Source organism: Paenibacillus sp. JDR-2 (assembly GCF_000023585.1).
Classification (GTDB): Bacteria; Bacillota; Bacilli; order Paenibacillales; family Paenibacillaceae; genus Pristimantibacillus.
Window position 1 is genome coordinate 2,842,455 of sequence record NC_012914.1, and the last position, 15,429, is coordinate 2,857,883.

10 protein-coding genes are annotated in these 15,429 nt (G+C 50.8%); 7 read left to right on the top strand and 3 right to left on the bottom strand.

The window, feature by feature from the left end:
• Positions 1-24 precede the first annotated feature (24 nt).
• The 7 genes from PJDR2_RS12585 to PJDR2_RS12615 all read left to right on the top strand — a co-directional run bounded on the left by PJDR2_RS12585 (position 25) and on the right by PJDR2_RS12615 (position 12,742).
• Positions 25-621, top strand: a complete 597-nt coding sequence (locus tag PJDR2_RS12585; RefSeq protein WP_015844075.1) for a GerMN domain-containing protein — start codon at positions 25-27, stop codon at positions 619-621.
• Between the two features lie 35 nt (positions 622-656).
• Positions 657-3,140, top strand: a complete 2,484-nt coding sequence (locus PJDR2_RS12590) for an S-layer homology domain-containing protein (RefSeq protein WP_015844076.1) — start codon at positions 657-659, stop codon at positions 3,138-3,140.
• A gap of 174 nt (positions 3,141-3,314) precedes the next feature.
• Positions 3,315-4,016 (top strand): endonuclease III, encoded by a 702-nt coding sequence (gene nth, locus PJDR2_RS12595; RefSeq protein WP_015844077.1) that lies wholly within the window; start codon positions 3,315-3,317, stop codon positions 4,014-4,016.
• 5 nt (positions 4,017-4,021) lie between these two features.
• A complete protein-coding gene (locus PJDR2_RS12600) occupies positions 4,022-4,291 on the top strand; it encodes a hypothetical protein (RefSeq protein WP_015844078.1) in 270 nt (89 codons plus the stop codon).
• Positions 4,292-4,294: 3 nt separating this feature from the next.
• A complete protein-coding gene (locus tag PJDR2_RS12605) occupies positions 4,295-7,963 on the top strand; it encodes a dynamin family protein (protein ID WP_015844079.1) in 3,669 nt (1,222 codons plus the stop codon).
• Between the two features lie 354 nt (positions 7,964-8,317).
• A complete protein-coding gene (locus PJDR2_RS12610; RefSeq protein ID WP_015844081.1) occupies positions 8,318-10,885 on the top strand; it encodes a rhamnogalacturonan lyase in 2,568 nt (855 codons plus the stop codon).
• Between the two features lie 306 nt (positions 10,886-11,191).
• Positions 11,192-12,742 (top strand): IS1182 family transposase, encoded by a 1,551-nt coding sequence (locus PJDR2_RS12615; RefSeq protein ID WP_015844082.1) that lies wholly within the window; start codon positions 11,192-11,194, stop codon positions 12,740-12,742.
• Between the two features lie 90 nt (positions 12,743-12,832).
• On the opposite strand, the gene PJDR2_RS12620 is transcribed toward PJDR2_RS12615, so the two are convergent.
• The 3 genes from PJDR2_RS12620 to PJDR2_RS12630 are packed head-to-tail and all read right to left on the bottom strand — an operon-like array spanning position 12,833 to position 15,293.
• The gene (locus PJDR2_RS12620; protein WP_015844083.1) at positions 12,833-13,339 is read right to left on the bottom strand and encodes a hypothetical protein; all 507 of its coding nucleotides are present in this window, start codon (positions 13,337-13,339) and stop codon (positions 12,833-12,835) included.
• A gap of 53 nt (positions 13,340-13,392) precedes the next feature.
• Complete coding sequence (locus PJDR2_RS12625; RefSeq protein ID WP_015844084.1) at positions 13,393-14,646, bottom strand: MFS transporter; 1,254 nt, start codon at positions 14,644-14,646, stop codon at positions 13,393-13,395.
• 20 nt (positions 14,647-14,666) lie between these two features.
• Positions 14,667-15,293: a TetR family transcriptional regulator gene (locus tag PJDR2_RS12630; RefSeq protein WP_190276193.1), complete on the bottom strand. Its 627-nt coding sequence runs from the start codon at positions 15,291-15,293 to the stop codon at positions 14,667-14,669.
• Between the last annotated feature and the right edge of the window lie 136 nt (positions 15,294-15,429).

Here is a 15,429-nt window from a genome sequence, read left to right on the forward strand (position 1 = left end):
CTTGAGAAAGCGAGGAATTCGATCGTGCGCAAACCGGCATTCATCCTATTATTAATTGTCATCATTCTTACTGCGGCGGCATGCGGAAATACAAATAAACCACTCGGCCAGTCCGGTAATGAGGTAAGCGGCAATGCACCTTCGCCAAGCCCAACGATAGAAACGCCTGCAACAACGGAGCCTTCGGCAACTCCTGATCCGTCCGTAGAACCGACCGCAGAGGCAGATCAAGAGACTTCCGTTAAAGTCTATTATTCGGATACAGAGCTCGAGAAGATGGTTTCAAAGGATATTCAAGTGAAGTCGAGCTCGAATGAAGACCTGATTAAGCAGGTATTGGATGCTTTGCACCAAGACGGTCCTGAGGGCACGGTCAATTTGTGGAAGCCTATTCCAATCAAATCCGTGACTCTTAAGGATAATGCGGTAACGATTGATATCGAGCTGCCGGATACCGCGCGTCTTGGCGCACCGGGAGAGCAAATGCTGCTGGATTCCCTGGGTCAGACCTTGTTCCAGTTCGATTTTGTGCAATCTTATGATCTTCTGGTTGACGGCAAAGCGCTGGAGAGCCTGATGGGTCACTTTGATCTGGATCATCCGGCGGTTCGTCATTCCTAGAATCAAACAAATGAATTGAGGAGGATTATTCAACCATGCCAATGCATTCATCCCGTTCCAAGCTTATTGCCGGCGCCTTAGCGTTCTCCTTGCTTGCCGGTGGCACCTCCATTGCAGTTCCGGCTCCATCTGCGTTTGCGGCTGTATCGAATAGCATGTTTGTCGACACCATCCCCGCATGGGCGCAGAAGCATGTTTCCAAGCTGGCGCTTCAAGGAATTATCAACGGTTATAAAACATCCAGCGGCACGACGGAATTCCGCCCGCTGAAAAGCGTCTCCCAAGAAGAAGCGGTCGTTATGGCGCTTCGTTTCGCCGGACTTGAGGGAGAAGTAGATCCGGACGGTATCGTCGCTTATCCGGATTCGTTCAAGGTAAGCAACTATGCCAAGCCTTATATTATCGTAGCCTTCAAACATGGTCTTCTTGACCAGAATGATGAGTACGCTAACGCGGCTGCTAACCCGAAAGCGGCATGGGGCACTACGCCGGCGACCCGCGAATGGGTAACAAAGCTGCTCGTGAAAGCCATTGACAAGAAACAATTAGCGGATGATCTAAGCAAGACCGCTTCTACTTTTGCCGACGGCAATCAGATTACGGCAAAATATTTGGGCTACGTTAATGCGGCCGTATCGCTTGACCTTGTAAAAGGCGTGTCCGCAACAAAGTTTGATCCGAAAGCTCCGGTTAACCGGGCGAGCCTTGCAACCTTGTTCAGCCGGGCAGAGAATCAATACAAGGTGCCTTATGCCGGACAAGTAAGCGGCATTGTTACCGCTCAAACCGCTACATCGATCACGCTGTACAGCGAAGGGAAGGAAACAACCTACACGCTTGATTCCAATACTTTGTACTATGCGGCAGACAGCGATAACGCCATTGCTGCAGGGGATATCAAGCTGTATACGGACGTTACATTGATTGGCAACTCCGGCAAAGCGCTTTATGTGGAATCGCAAGGCACGGAGCAGCATGTCAAAACGACAATCGCCAAGCTGGACCGCATTAATACGACGGACCGTTACTTCTACGCTTGGGTGAACGACGAGCCTGTGAAATTCACGTACAGCAGCGCGGTTACCGTAAAAGACAGCACCGGCAAAACGCTGCAAATTTCCGATCTGAAGCGTGATGCGAACCTGACAATCGTCCAGGATACTTTCCGTACGGCGCCTCAGGTTGTATCCATTACGGCAGATGTACAGACGGGCGCTAATACCGTAACCGGACAATTTTATTCCGCAGGCAGCGGCCTGATCAATTACCTGGTAGACGGCACTCTGCAGTCCAAGTTCCTGGCCGATAACGTAACTGTCGTGATCAACGGCATCGATGCGCCTACGGTTAGCGACTTGCTCAAAGACGTTGATAATATCAAGCTTACTTTGAATGACGATCAGCAGGTGACTCGCATTGAGGTGGTCAACCGGAACGTCTCGACGATTGATTCCGCGACGGTTGTAAATTACAGCGGCGACAACAAGCTGCTCACGTTATACGATCCTGCTACTTCAAACGCCAACGCCTTATTCCTGACGGATTCCACCAAGATTGATTACAACGGATCGTCCATTACAGTCAGCCAGGCAAGATCTTATCTGGTAGCCAACCGCAAAGTAAAAATTACGTATTCCGGCAAAAACATTATCTCGCTCAGCTTTATTTACAAACAAACCGGCAGCTTGGTGTCGGTAAATACAACGGATAAATTATTGTCCGTTAAACTGGATTCGGGCGAGAAGGTATCCATTCCTTATGTGTCGCCGCTTCTCCAAATTCCTGGTGTTTCGGTTCCGACGATCGGAAGCCTGCAGGCAGGGGATACCGTAACCGTGCTCTTGGATGCCAACCAGGAGAAAGCAGCTACGATTCAGGTCCATAAAACGTTGCAGTACCAGGTTGTGTCCGCAAACGCGTCTACAAAGCTAGTTACGGTAAAAGCGGCGGATAATTCGCAAAAAGACATTTCGCTGGTAAATGTTCCTATCACGGACGAGAACGGGAATGCCTTGACGGTTGGCGCTTTGACAAGCGGCACTATCATTAATGTTCCTTACATCGGCAGCAACGTCCAGTCGGTGAAGACGATTACGATGAAATACGGCACGGTGTCCTCCGCGGCGGCAAGCAGCCTGACCATTACCGAACCTAACGGTACATCGTCGACAGTATCGTTCTCGAAAGGCATTAAAGTCATTAAAGGCACGCAGACGACCTATTCGTCCTCAGCGATTGCCGCTGGCGACATCATTCAAGTCTACAAGGACGAGAACGAGCAGACGATTGTTACGGTAGCAGTCGGCGACAAGCGTACTTTCTGGAAGTACGATGCTCCTAACGCAACCCTGTGGACCTACAAAAACACATCGGAGGATAACGGCAACTTTGCCTATATTACTTCGAACACAAAAATCCTGTATAACAATGCGTCCATCCAAGTGAGCGCGTTAAAAGACGGGGATACGATTACGGTTTATGCCTTCAATAATACGGCGCTCAAAATCGTAAAATCGTAGGCTTCTGTTAAAAATTAACGGGATTTAAAGAAGATCTCGGCCTAAATTCTTATATTTTGTGAAAATACCGTCCAAAAGGGCGGTTTTTTCTATATTTAAGGCCGAATAAGGTTGCTTCTCGTGACAAATTTCGCTACACTTTGAACGATAGTGTTTGGGATTAGGAGAGAGACGATGAATGCGAAGCAGAAGATGCGACATATATTGGATACGTTGGCGGAGATGTTCCCGGATGCACATTGTGAATTGCATCACAGCAACCCGTTTGAACTGACCATAGCCGTCCTGCTGTCGGCGCAATGTACGGATGAGACGGTGAACAAAGTCACTGTCAATCTGTTTCAGAAATACAAACGGCCGGAGGATTATTTGGCTGTGCCGCTGGAAGAGCTGGAGCAGGATATTCGCCGTATCGGACTATTCCGCAGTAAGGCATCTAATATTCAAAAGCTATGCCGCATCCTAATCGATAAATACGAAGGGGAAGTTCCCGAGAGGCACGAGCAGCTGACAGAGCTGCCCGGCGTTGGGCGAAAGACAGCCAATGTTGTTGTCTCAAACGCGTTTGGCGTTCCTGCAATCGCCGTAGATACGCATGTGGAGCGGGTATCGAAACGGCTTGGCATGGCTAAGCTGGATGATACCGTGCTGGAAGTTGAAAAGAAGCTGATGAAGCTTGTGCCCCGCGAGGAATGGACGCTCACCCATCACCGGCTAATTTTTTTCGGCCGCTATCATTGCAAAGCACAAAACCCGCAATGTCCGATATGCCCGCTGCTGGATATGTGCAAGGAAGGCAAACAGCGCATGAAGCCGGGTGGACAAACGAAAACTAAAATTAAGGCAACCAAACCGAAAAAAGCCAGTGAAGGATGATGACAATGAAATGCATTTCCGTGTATACAAATAGTTTCGAGCTGTTCTCCGATATTTTTGAACAGGTACTCGAAGCACCTCCGCAAGAGAACGAGGATATTCTGGTAGAAGGCGTTACCGTAAGCGGCTCCGGCGATGTACCGGATCAGTACATCGAGCGTATGCGCCAAAAGCCTGAAGTCGTTGTTATGAAAGAAAAAGAGCGCAACATTATGATTTTGCAGCATGGCAATGTATTTGAAATCTGCCTGCCTGCGGAAGAGGAAGCTGTATAAACCATGATGGAAACGACAGTACGAAGCATGACAGAGGCACTGTCCCAGGCCGCTGCAGAAATGCAGTCGGCTGGCGACAGTCTACACGCAAAGCAAGTACTGGAGTTGAACAGTAAGCTGGCCGAAGGCCGGCTTACTGTTGCATTTTGCGGACATTTTTCTGCAGGCAAATCAACTCTGGTCAACCGATTATGCGGAGCACAACTGCTTCCGTCCAGCCCGATTCCTACAAGCGCAAACGTTGTAGCCATTCGCGGCGGAGAGACGGCAAAGGCAAGTGTCGTTAGCGTGAAGAACGGAGAACACGTCAGCGTGGATATTCCGCTCGAGCAGCTTGACGCGTATTGCAAAGACGGCGAGAACATTGAGTCCGTTTCGATTTATTATCCTACCGACCGCCTTGGCGATCATACGGTTCTTCTTGATACTCCCGGTATTGATTCCACGGATGACGCTCACAGAATGTCGACCGAATCCGCCCTTCATTTGGCGGATGTCGTCTTTTATGTAATGGATTATAACCATGTCCAATCCGAGATTAACTTTGCGTTTGCGAAGCAATTGAAGGACTGGGGCAAGCCCTTATATTTTATCGTAAATCAGATTGATAAGCACCGTGACCGTGAATTGTCGTTCGAGCAGTACCGGAAGAGCGTGGAAGAAGCGTTTCAAGCTTGGCATCTGGAGCCGGCGGGAATCGTTTATTTGTCGTTGCGGCAGCCGGATCATCCGCATCAGGAATGGGAGCAGCTTGAGCTTTTGCTGTCCCAGCTGGCAGAGGAAAGAGTACCTCTAGCGGCTTACAGCGTGGATGCGTCGCTGCATCATTTGGTGGCTGAGCACAAGAAATGGTGGGACCTGCGGGATGAGCCGGAGCGTGAACGCCTTATTGCGGAAGCTGGCGGCGAAGAAGCGGCAGCCAAGGTGAAGGCGGAGATGGCTCAGCTTGAAGCCGAGAAGAACAGGCTTGCCGAAGAGCCGGAGCGCCTGCGCGTTGAGCTCCGCCGCAGCGTTCAGTCGCTTCTTGATAATGCGATCATTACACCGGCGCCATTGCGGGACAAAGCGCATGTCTTCCTGGAAAGCCGGAAGCCCGGCTTCAAGACGGGCTTGTTGTTTGCCGGGGCGAAAACGGCTGCCGAGCAGGAACGCAGACTGGAAACGTTCCGGACGGAATTTGCTTCCCAGGTGAATGCGGCCATCGATTGGCATGTGAAGGATCTGCTTCGCCGTGCGGCGGAGAAGGCGGGCTATCCGGCTGACCGGATGGAGCAGGAGATTATCTCCGGCTTGTCCTGGCAGCCTGAGGCGAACTGGCTTATCGAGAAAGTAAATACCGGAGCAACCTTCGGTAATGAATATACGATGGTCTACAGCCGCGAGCTTGCCGCGGAAGTGAAGCTCGTCTACCGCAAGCACGCGTTCGATATTATCGACGTGCTTGCGCAGCATGTTGCCGCCGCGAGCACAGCCGCGGCGGATGAGGTTGCCGCGCAGCTAGCGGCGCTTGGCGAGCAAGCTGGCGCGCTCGCGCAGCTAGCGGCGCTGGCGCAGCGCGCAGCGGCGCATGCGGCGCAGCTCGCCGCAGCGCTGCCGCCGCGTGCGCCGCGCCCGGCGCTGCCGGCGCCTCGCGCCGCGCACGCGGCAACGCCAGCGGCAAGCGCCGCGGCTTCGCCAAGCGGCAGCGCCGGCGCGCCAGCGAAGCCGCGCATGGCCGCGCGCGCCGCGGCGCCGCAGGCAGGCGCCGCGCTGGCCGGCGGCGCAGCGCTCGCGCAGCAGCATAGCGCTGCATCGCGCCTCGAGAGCGCTGCGGCGCTGCTCGCGCCTTACGCGCCGCTGACCGCAAGCGCGGACGCTATGCGCGATAAAGCCAACCGGCTGCGGGACAGCCGGTTCACCATCGCGCTGTTCGGAGCCTTCAGCGCGGGCAAATCCTCGCTCGCGAACGCGCTGCTTGGCGAGCCCGTACTGCCGGTGTCGCCGAACCCGACGACCGCAGCGATCAACCGTCTCGTGCCGCCAACGGCTGAGCACGAGCATGGCACTGCCCTTGTCGTCATGAAGTCCCGTGACGCCATTATCGAAGATCTGCGTTACTCGCTGGCACTGCTTGGCGAGGACGCTTCGGAATCCGCCTTGCCGAACGCATCGGCAATTATGCTTGCCATTGATATGCTGACGCCGGATGTGATCCATGCCGGAGGACGTCCGCATTACAGCTTCCTTCGCGCAGCCCGCAAAGGCTGGGAAGCGCATGAAGCGCTGCTTGGCACCGAAATTTCGGTCTCGCAGGACGAATACGAGAAGTTTGTAGCCGAGGAGTCCCGTTCCTGCTTCGTCAGCGAAATCGAGCTTCATTACGATTGCCCGCTGACACGCCAAGGGATCGTGCTTGTTGATACGCCGGGAGCCGACTCCGTGAATGCCCGGCATACGGGAGTAGCCTTTAATTACATCAAGAACGCGGACGCCGTGCTGTTCGTCACTTACTATAACCATGCCTTCTCGCAAGCGGACCGTCAGTTCCTGATGCAGCTTGGACGCGTGAAGGATCAATTCGAGCTTGATAAAATGTTCTTCCTGGTCAACGCAGCCGATCTGGCAGCCGATGAGGAAGAGCTTGAAGGCGTGCTTAGCCACGTCGAGACCAACCTGCTTCAGCATGGTATCCGGAATCCGCGCTTGTTCCCGGTATCCAGTCTGCAAGGATTGGATGCGAAGATGGACGGCAATATGGATCTGCTGTCTCAGTCGGGTATCGGCGCCTTTGAACAGTCGTTCCTTGGCTTTGTGCAGAATGACCTAGGCAAGCTGGCTATCAATGCTGCAGAGCAGGAGATTGCAAGAGCCGCTTCCACAGTGGCAGGCTGGCTGAAGAGCGCTGCAGGCGATGCCGCATCCCGCCAAGCGGAAAGCGACCGCCTGGGCAAGCTGCAGCTTGAAGCGAATGCCTCGATCCGGACCTTCCAGGAAAACGATCCTCCGGCGCAAATGCTTCAAGAGCTGAACGAGCTGCTCTATTACGTGGTGCAGCGGATTCAGCTCCGCTTCGGAGAATTTTACAACTATGCGTTTAACCCTTCAACGCTGCAGGATGACGGCCGCGATCTGCGCAAAATGATCTGGACCGCATGGCTGGAGCTTCAGCGTCAGGTACAGACCGAGCTGTCCCAGGAACTCCAGGCGACAACGCTTAGGATGGACCGCAAGGTGAACAGCCTGCTCAAGAAGCTGTACGCGAATCTGACGGAGCAGCTGGAATTACTGATTGCCGGTTACAGCAGCGCAGCTTATACGGCTAAGGATCTTCCTACTCCCGACGCTGTAACAGAATGGAAAATGTCCGGCGTGGATGCCAAATGGCTGTGGAGCCGGTTCAAATCTCCCCGTCAATTCTTCGAAGGAGACGGGAAAGGGCAGCTTCGCAAAGAGCTGGAGGAGGCCTTGTCTCCAGCATTGCATATGTGGATGAATGAGCATATTGACAGCTGGTCCGGCCTGTATACCGGCCTGTGGAGACAATGTGCGGAGGAGACTAGCTCTGCTCTTGCAGACGATTTATCCCGTTATGTGCAAGGCATGCAGACTTCCTTGTCCGACGAAGCGGATACCGAGCAGCTTGGCAGACTGCATCAGCAGATTGCGGAGCTTCAATCCTCGGCGAAGGCTTAACGATTATTGCATTTATAGTGGTTATGCCCGCAATGGCTTAGTGAGCCGTTGCGGGCTTTTTTTGCAACTAAGGGAGGTGCAGCGCTATGAATCTTACGGACTATGTCTTTGGAATGCAATCCTCCGGATGCAGGATACGGTTCCGCTTGTTGCTGGGCAGTAGAGAAAAACGGTTCATAAAGTCGGTTTTTTGCAAGAAATACACTGTTTTTTAGATGGGAAATGTTCGTCCTGCAACTATAATGAAGGGGTGAATTTCCAGTATTTATCTGTTATAGGAAGAAAGGAGGGTAATCCTGGAAACTGCTTTTGTAAGCGCATCCAAATCTATTTTTCTTCGGGAGGAACTAGTAAATGGCAAAGCGTGCAACTAGCGGGAAAACAATTCGTACAATGATGGCTGGCGTTCTCGCCTTATCCCTTACGATGACGGGTTCTGCATGGGCAGCTCCTGCGGAGCAAGGTACTGTTAGCCAGCAAGGGGGCAAAGGACGCGTGCAATTAGAATATTTGGACCGGGGACTTGCGGCAGCTACAACTTCAGAAGGTGCGTTCATCAGCTGGAGGCTTTTATCCAATGAAGTAACGGGCAGCACGGAAAAAGGATTAATTGGACCCGCGTTTAACGTCTACCGGGACGGGGTTAAGATCGCTACCGTTACGGACAGCACCAATTATTTGGATCGGTCGGGAACATCATCTTCCCATTATTACGTGTCTGCGGTAACCGATGGGAAAGAAACCGATCAAAGCGCTGCCGTTCAGCCATGGGCGCAGACTTATTACGACCTGAAGCTGAACAAGCCTGCGGATGGGGTTACGCCAAAAGGCGAGGCTTACACGTATTCCGCTAACGATATGAGCGTGGGAGACGTAGACGGCGACGGACGGTATGAGTTTTTCGTCAAATGGGAGCCTTCCAATTCCAAGGATGTCTCGCAGCGGGGTTATACGGGCAAAACCTATATCGATTGCTACACGTTCGAAGGCAAGCTGCTGTACCGGGTTGACCTTGGCGTTAACATTCGTTCCGGAGCGCATTACACGCAGTTTCTGGTATACGATTTTGACGGGGACGGCAAGTCGGAGATGATGTTCAAGACTGCTCCGGGAACTAAAGTGATGAAATACGGAGCAGACGGCAAGGTTGAATCCGAAAAATATATTACCATGCCAAAAGCGGATCTCGATGCCGGTTACAGCAATGAGGACGATTACCGTCTCAGCGCGCAAGGCTATTACGATCATGTGGTGAACATGTTTATGGGCTGGAGCGACCGGGAAGAAGTGAAGAACGGCAGCTGGCCGAAAACGCTGGAAGAGGCTTTCGGCATTGCGCCGAAATACAGCTATCCGCTGTCGCTTGCGGATGCGCGAAGCCTGACGGATTATTTCATGGATGTCTACGCGCCAAGCCGGAGCGTAAACAACAAGCTGCGCGAATTCGAGGGCTTTATTGTGGACGGGCCGGAATACTTGACCGTATTCGAGGGGGAGACCGGCAAAGAGTTGGAGACCATTCCGTTCAAGACGCCTCGGGAGGATGACGGACTGTTATGGGGCGATTATGCGATGAGCCGAATCGAGCCGGCTAACCGGGTAGACCGTTTCCTTGCCGGGGTTGCTTATCTGGACGGTCAAAATCCGTATGCCGTTTTTGCGAGAGGTTATTATACAAGATCAACTCTCGTCTCTTACGGTTGGGACGGCCATCATCTGAAAGAGAACTGGTACGTGGACAGCGGCTGGACACCGATGACGAATCCGTTCAATGACGGACCGCATGGCCGCGACGGTACGGATCCGGAGTTTGGTACGCTTACTACCCAAGGCGCGCACTCGTTAAGCGCGGCTGACGTAGACGGCGACGGCAAGCAGGAGATTGTTTACGGCTCCGCAACGATTGACCATGACGGCAGTCTGCTCTACAGCTCGATGGATGTGATGCCTCCTCAAAGCGCAACGCCCGGCGCGGTAGCAAGACTAGGCCACGGCGATGCTTTGCATGTGACGGACATCGATCCGAACCGCCCGGGTCTTGAAATCTTTATGGTACATGAAGGCGGAGCTTATGCCCCTTACGGCTATTCTCTGCGTGATGCAAAGACTGGGGAAGTGTTGTACGGCGGATATACCGGCAAGGATACGGGACGCGGTATGGTTGGAGATGTGGATCCAACGAAGCCTGGACTGGAAACTTGGGCAGTTGGTCTTTGGAGCGCGGATGGACAGAAGCTCGGGAATACAGCCCCTGGAACGAATATGAGCATCAAATGGGCAGGGGATATGACGACGCAAATCGTTAATGGCGCTATCGACGTAACGCCAACCATTGATGACTGGAAGCGGGGGAACCTGCTGACGGCAACCGGAACCTTGACCAACAACTATACGAAGGGGAATCCTTCGCTGGTGGCGGATATTTTTGGCGACTGGCGAGAGGAATTGCTTGTACGTACAACGGACAGCAGTGCCATCCGGATTTATATGAGTACCGAGCTGACGAACCGGAAGCTGTATACTTTAATGCATGATCCGCAGTACAGAGCCGAGGTTGCCCGTCAAAATACGGCGTATAACCAGCCATCGTATACAAGCTTCTATTTTGCATCGGACACAAACTTTAACAACGTACCGGTTCCGATTGCATCGCTTCCGGGTCTATTAAGCAACCTGCAGAATAAGCTGGATGGTTATATCGCGGACGGCAGCGTAAAAGGGGCAATTGTCAGTCAGCTGACCAATTCCCTGGAGCAAGCACAGCATCAATACGAGAAGGGATCCAAGGACAAAGCCGCTGATTTTGTAAGCAAATTCTTGTCTCAGCTGGAGAAGCGTTCCGGTAAGGATCAAGTATCGGATGCGGCTGTTAAAAATCTGACCTCTCAAGCCAAGCTGCTGCTCTCGCAATGGTCTAAATAAGCGTAAATAGAAAGGGGGTGTCCCATAAGTCATGAAAATGACGATGGGACACCCCTGTTTTTTGTTTTAGGTAAACCAGCTGCCTGCGCATTAAATGTTCTTCCAATCGCCATTGCTCAGGGATTCCCTTTAATAAACGAGGTAAGGTAGGAATCCCTGAGCAAAAGCGACCGCTGACGCTTCTCCAGAATCATTTAATGCTCCGTCTGCCTTTAACCTGTTCATGAAATGCTCAAACAAAAAGAAGCCAACCCTTGTTAAAATGGAGGTACCACCCAACCATTCTAAGTAAAGAGAGGCTTCTTTATGTACAAAGAATATAACATGGATCAACTGTCCTTGCCAATGGACTTGCAAGAAGATATCCCCGAAAATCATCTCGTACGCGTCATCAACGATGCGGTCAATCGCTTAGATATGAAGCTCTTCACCAAAGCTTATCCCGGAGGTGGCCGGGACAGCTATCATCCAAAGATGCTCATGAAAGTCGTTATCTATGCGTACACACAGCGCATCTACTCCTCTCGCCAAATTGCCAAAGCCGTACGTGAGAATATCATGTTCATGTGGCTGGCTGCTAGGCAACGTCCAGATTTCCGTACCATTAACCGTTTCCGTTCTGAGCGCATGAAAGACGTGCTCGAGACCGTCTTCACGGCAGTTCTTCAGTTTCTCAAGGAAGAAAACTACATAAAGTTGGAGCATTACTTTTTAGACGGAACAAAAATCGAAGCCAATGCCAATCGTTACACGTTTGTCTGGGGCAAGGCTGTCGTCAAACAGAAGATGAAGTTGCAAGAAAAGGTGCAGACCTTGTTCGCTGCTATTGAAGAAGCAGAGAAACAGGAAGATCAGGTGCTGAATAACTTGGACCTTCCAGAGCTCGGAGAAGCTTCAGCCATTACGAGCGAAAAGCTGGAGCAGGCTGTTCAGCAATTAGAAAACAAGCTTCAAGAAAAGCCGAAGGACAAACCGCTAAAGAAAGCTGTTCGCCTTGTCCGGAGGGATCTTCTGCCTCGCCTGCAAAAATATGAAGGGCAGCAAGAAACGCTCGGAAGCCGAAACAGCTTTAGTAAAACGGACACCGACGCCACATTCATGCGCATGAAGGAAGACCACATGCGCAATGGACAATTAAAACCTGGATATAACGTGCAGATCGGAACAGAAGATCAATTCATTCTTAGCTACAGCATTCATCAACGTCCCACAGATACACGTTGCCTGAAGCCGCATCTAGACAAAGTAAAAGCCTCATTAGGGCAATTGCCGGGAACCATCATCGCAGATGCAGGTTATGGCAGCGAAGAAAACTATGCTTATCTGGAGTCCGAAGAACAACGAGCACTTGTGAAATACAATACTTATCACAAAGAAAACACGAGGGCATGGAAACAAGATATTAGTAAGTTCGAGAACTGGCTCTATGACGAGAGCGAAGATATCTGGACCTGTGCGGCTGGTCAGAAACTGCTATTCCGTTATGAAAGCAAAAGCACGACAGAGAGCGAATATGAAATCGTTACGCGTAACTACCGCAGTATCTCTTGCGAGGGCTGTCCGCTAAAGGAAAGATGTACAAAGGCCCAAGGGGATCGAGAAATAAAGGTCAGCATGGAATATCTTCGACTCAAACAACAAGCAAGGAAACAATTAAAGAGCGAGGAAGGACATGCCCTGTCGGTTCGACGAATGCACGAACCCGAGAGTGTATTTGGCCAAATAAAAAATAATCGGGGATTCCGCAGATTCCTACTTCGAGGCTTGCCGAAAGTTAGCCTGGAGGTCGGGTGGCTTTCGCTTGCCCACAATTTGCTGAAGAAAGCAGCAAGAACAAAAATAGTGCTGCAAGGGTAACCCTATGCAGCACTATTTTCATAAGAATCACTCTTTATTTACTAATGCGAGCCATCTTTAAAGTGAGCAATCACCTTTTGAGACTGCCTCTTAATCATATCCGCCTTCTGCAGCAGGCAAGGCTTTATAAGTATCTTTTCCCTCCACAATCTTCTGGATATAACTCCTCAGCTCGAGCAAATCCTGTGCATCCTTCGTTACGTCGCAATACTCATTGGTCCATGACAAGGTCTTCGTTTCGCCGTTCACGGTAATTTTCCAACTGTCGGTGCTGCTTGGTGTCTGAGAACAGTTACCCTTTTGCGGAAACCGTTTCTCGCTTAGGATGGCGATGTCTTTCATTTTGCCATAAATGGATTGAAGCTCATCCTTGCTAAAAGTCAAAGCTGCCGAGGCCGTCCCTTTCGTGACGAGATCCTTTGTGACGGTGCCGTTGTACGTGTCGATTTCGTTTTTATTGACTTCCCCGTATCCAAAGCTGACAGAGAATCGGAAGTCCTCCGGCATATTCTCGGGCATTTGAAGCTTTTGAGTCTCCTTGCTGCATCCCGCGAGAAATGCAAAGGCAATGCTTAAGATGACAAGAATTCGGATCATTTTCTCCCCCCTTGCAAGGTTAACGCAAAAAGTGGAGGAATGGTTGCTCTTGTTTATCCCGTGTGCGTGGTCTTTGCTTGATTTTTGACAAGCGGAGGCAGAACTACAAAGTAATAAATGCTTACTCCAAGCATGCAGATCGCGAGGATGTAATGCAGCCAGCTAATGGAGATCCATGAAGGAAACGCCAATGCAACAAAGCCAAGAGCCAAGGAATGGCCCAGCATCATAACAGGATCGGTCAAAGCATTGACTTTCCCCATGAATTGCGGCGCAACAAGCTCGGGCATCCATCCGCCGATGACGATATTAGCAGGTGCAAGAATAACCCCGGTTAGAAGAATAAGGCCAAGATAAACGTAGATTGACGTTATCGAGCCGATTGTAAACGCAAGAAGGCTGGCTAGGAAAAAACCGGCAATCATGACATTGGTTTTTGAGATTTTTTTTATGAGAACAGGTGCAATCATGCTCCCGATTAAGAAACCGATCCCGAGAAAAATCATAATAAGGGAGGAATAGAGCAAATAATTTTCCGGACTTAGCTTGTATTTCATGACGAAAATCGGAAGAACGGCGAACACGCCATTCACGATACCGAAAAATAAGAAGCCGTGGATCAGGTTCAACAGCAGTTTATTGCGATAAATATATTGAATTCCCTGCGCGAAATCTTTCCATATGAGCGAAGCGCTAATATCGCGAACCCGGCTTTTTCCGTTAGGAATTCGGGCAGCTTCGGGATATCTTCCCCATGCTATAAGCAAGCCGGAGATAATAAAGCTGATTGCATCAATAAGGATGGCACCTTCAATCCCGAGCCAGTGATAGGCCGCTGCGCCAAGGCTTAATCCAAACAGCATGAATAATGCGCTTACGATCTGATTTAGTCCCGCTGCCTGAACATATTGTTCCTGCGCAAGACATCCTTGCACGAGTCCCATCTCGGCAGGTCCAAAGAATCGGGCTACCGCACTGCGAAGGAACAATACCAAGAAACAAAGAAAGAGCCAGTCGGAATGAACGCAAACAAGCAGGACGAATGTAAGCAATGTGCGGATCCAGTCACTATAAGCCGCAATGAACTTTCGGTCGAAGCGGTCGGCGACAACTCCAACAATCCAGAATACGGCGAGAGTGGGGATCGAATACATAAGCTCCGCGGTTGAAGCGAGCGAAGGGCGGGAAGCAAATCTGTCAACGAGATAATAAGCGAACGCCATATTGCCGATGACAGTTCCAAGCTGCGAAGCGATCGAAGCCATAAATAGCTTGTTAAACGCGGGATTGCGAAACAAAGTGATCACAGCTCATCCTCCTGTTGTTCCTATCCGTCCAGGGACGGATTTAATAAACGATAAAAATATTGGCTCATCTCTTCAAGCTGTACTGCTGTGCGCGCCATTTCAGCTCCAACGGCAACGGTCAGGGTTATGATGCCTTCCTGATAGGAACTGATGAGTCTGGCGATATCCGCCACCGGCTTTGCGGGATTAAATTCACCTTTGTCAATGCCAATCTGAAGTAGGCCCGATAAACGGTTTATTCCGTTCTCGTAACGTTGAAGGAGGAGGGCTCTTATTTCTTTGTCCCTCCAGCCGGTAAGGAAATATTCATAGAAGGCGGGAAGCAAGCTTTCATTTCCGGATAAACATAGCTCTTCTTTCAGCTGATTAATCTGATTGTTGATGATCGGCCAGATGCGGGGGCTCATGGCTAGAGCTTCCTTTAGCTGCTTGTCGTATTCCTCGTCTTGATGGTCCATCAATGCTTCGAAAATCTCTTCTTTGGTTTGGAAATATAAGTAGATCCACCCACGACTCATGCCCGCCTCGACTACAATGTCCTTTAATGTCGCTGCACCGTAGCCTTTGTCCGTAAACACTTGCTTTGCAGCTTCGAGAATTTGAAGCCTGCGTTGTTCCTTTTGATCGTTTGATATTTTAGGTGACATTTCCTGCATACCAACCTTCCATTAAAATGAACCGCGTGTCATTTATTTATTATAATGACACGCGGTTCATTTTACAATCATTAGGATCAATCATTTTCCGTTTTTTCTCCTTTTATTTCCTGTTACTGCGGGTACC

Excerpts from the sequence above, each read along its gene's own strand:
- PJDR2_RS12590 (WP_015844076.1), top strand. The coding sequence starts at position 657 with ATGCCAATGCATTCATCCCGTTCCAAGCTTATTGCCGGCGCCTTAGCG.
- nth (WP_015844077.1), top strand. The coding sequence starts at position 3,315 with ATGAATGCGAAGCAGAAGATGCGACATATATTGGATACGTTGGCGGAG.
- PJDR2_RS12630 (WP_190276193.1), bottom strand. The coding sequence starts at position 15,293 with ATGTCACCTAAAATATCAAACGATCAAAAGGAACAACGCAGGCTTCAA.
- PJDR2_RS12610 (WP_015844081.1), top strand. The coding sequence starts at position 8,318 with ATGGCAAAGCGTGCAACTAGCGGGAAAACAATTCGTACAATGATGGCT.
- PJDR2_RS12615 (WP_015844082.1), top strand. The coding sequence starts at position 11,192 with ATGTACAAAGAATATAACATGGATCAACTGTCCTTGCCAATGGACTTG.
- PJDR2_RS12600 (WP_015844078.1), top strand. The coding sequence starts at position 4,022 with ATGAAATGCATTTCCGTGTATACAAATAGTTTCGAGCTGTTCTCCGAT.
- PJDR2_RS12605 (WP_015844079.1), top strand. The coding sequence starts at position 4,295 with ATGATGGAAACGACAGTACGAAGCATGACAGAGGCACTGTCCCAGGCC.
- PJDR2_RS12620 (WP_015844083.1), bottom strand. The coding sequence starts at position 13,339 with ATGATCCGAATTCTTGTCATCTTAAGCATTGCCTTTGCATTTCTCGCG.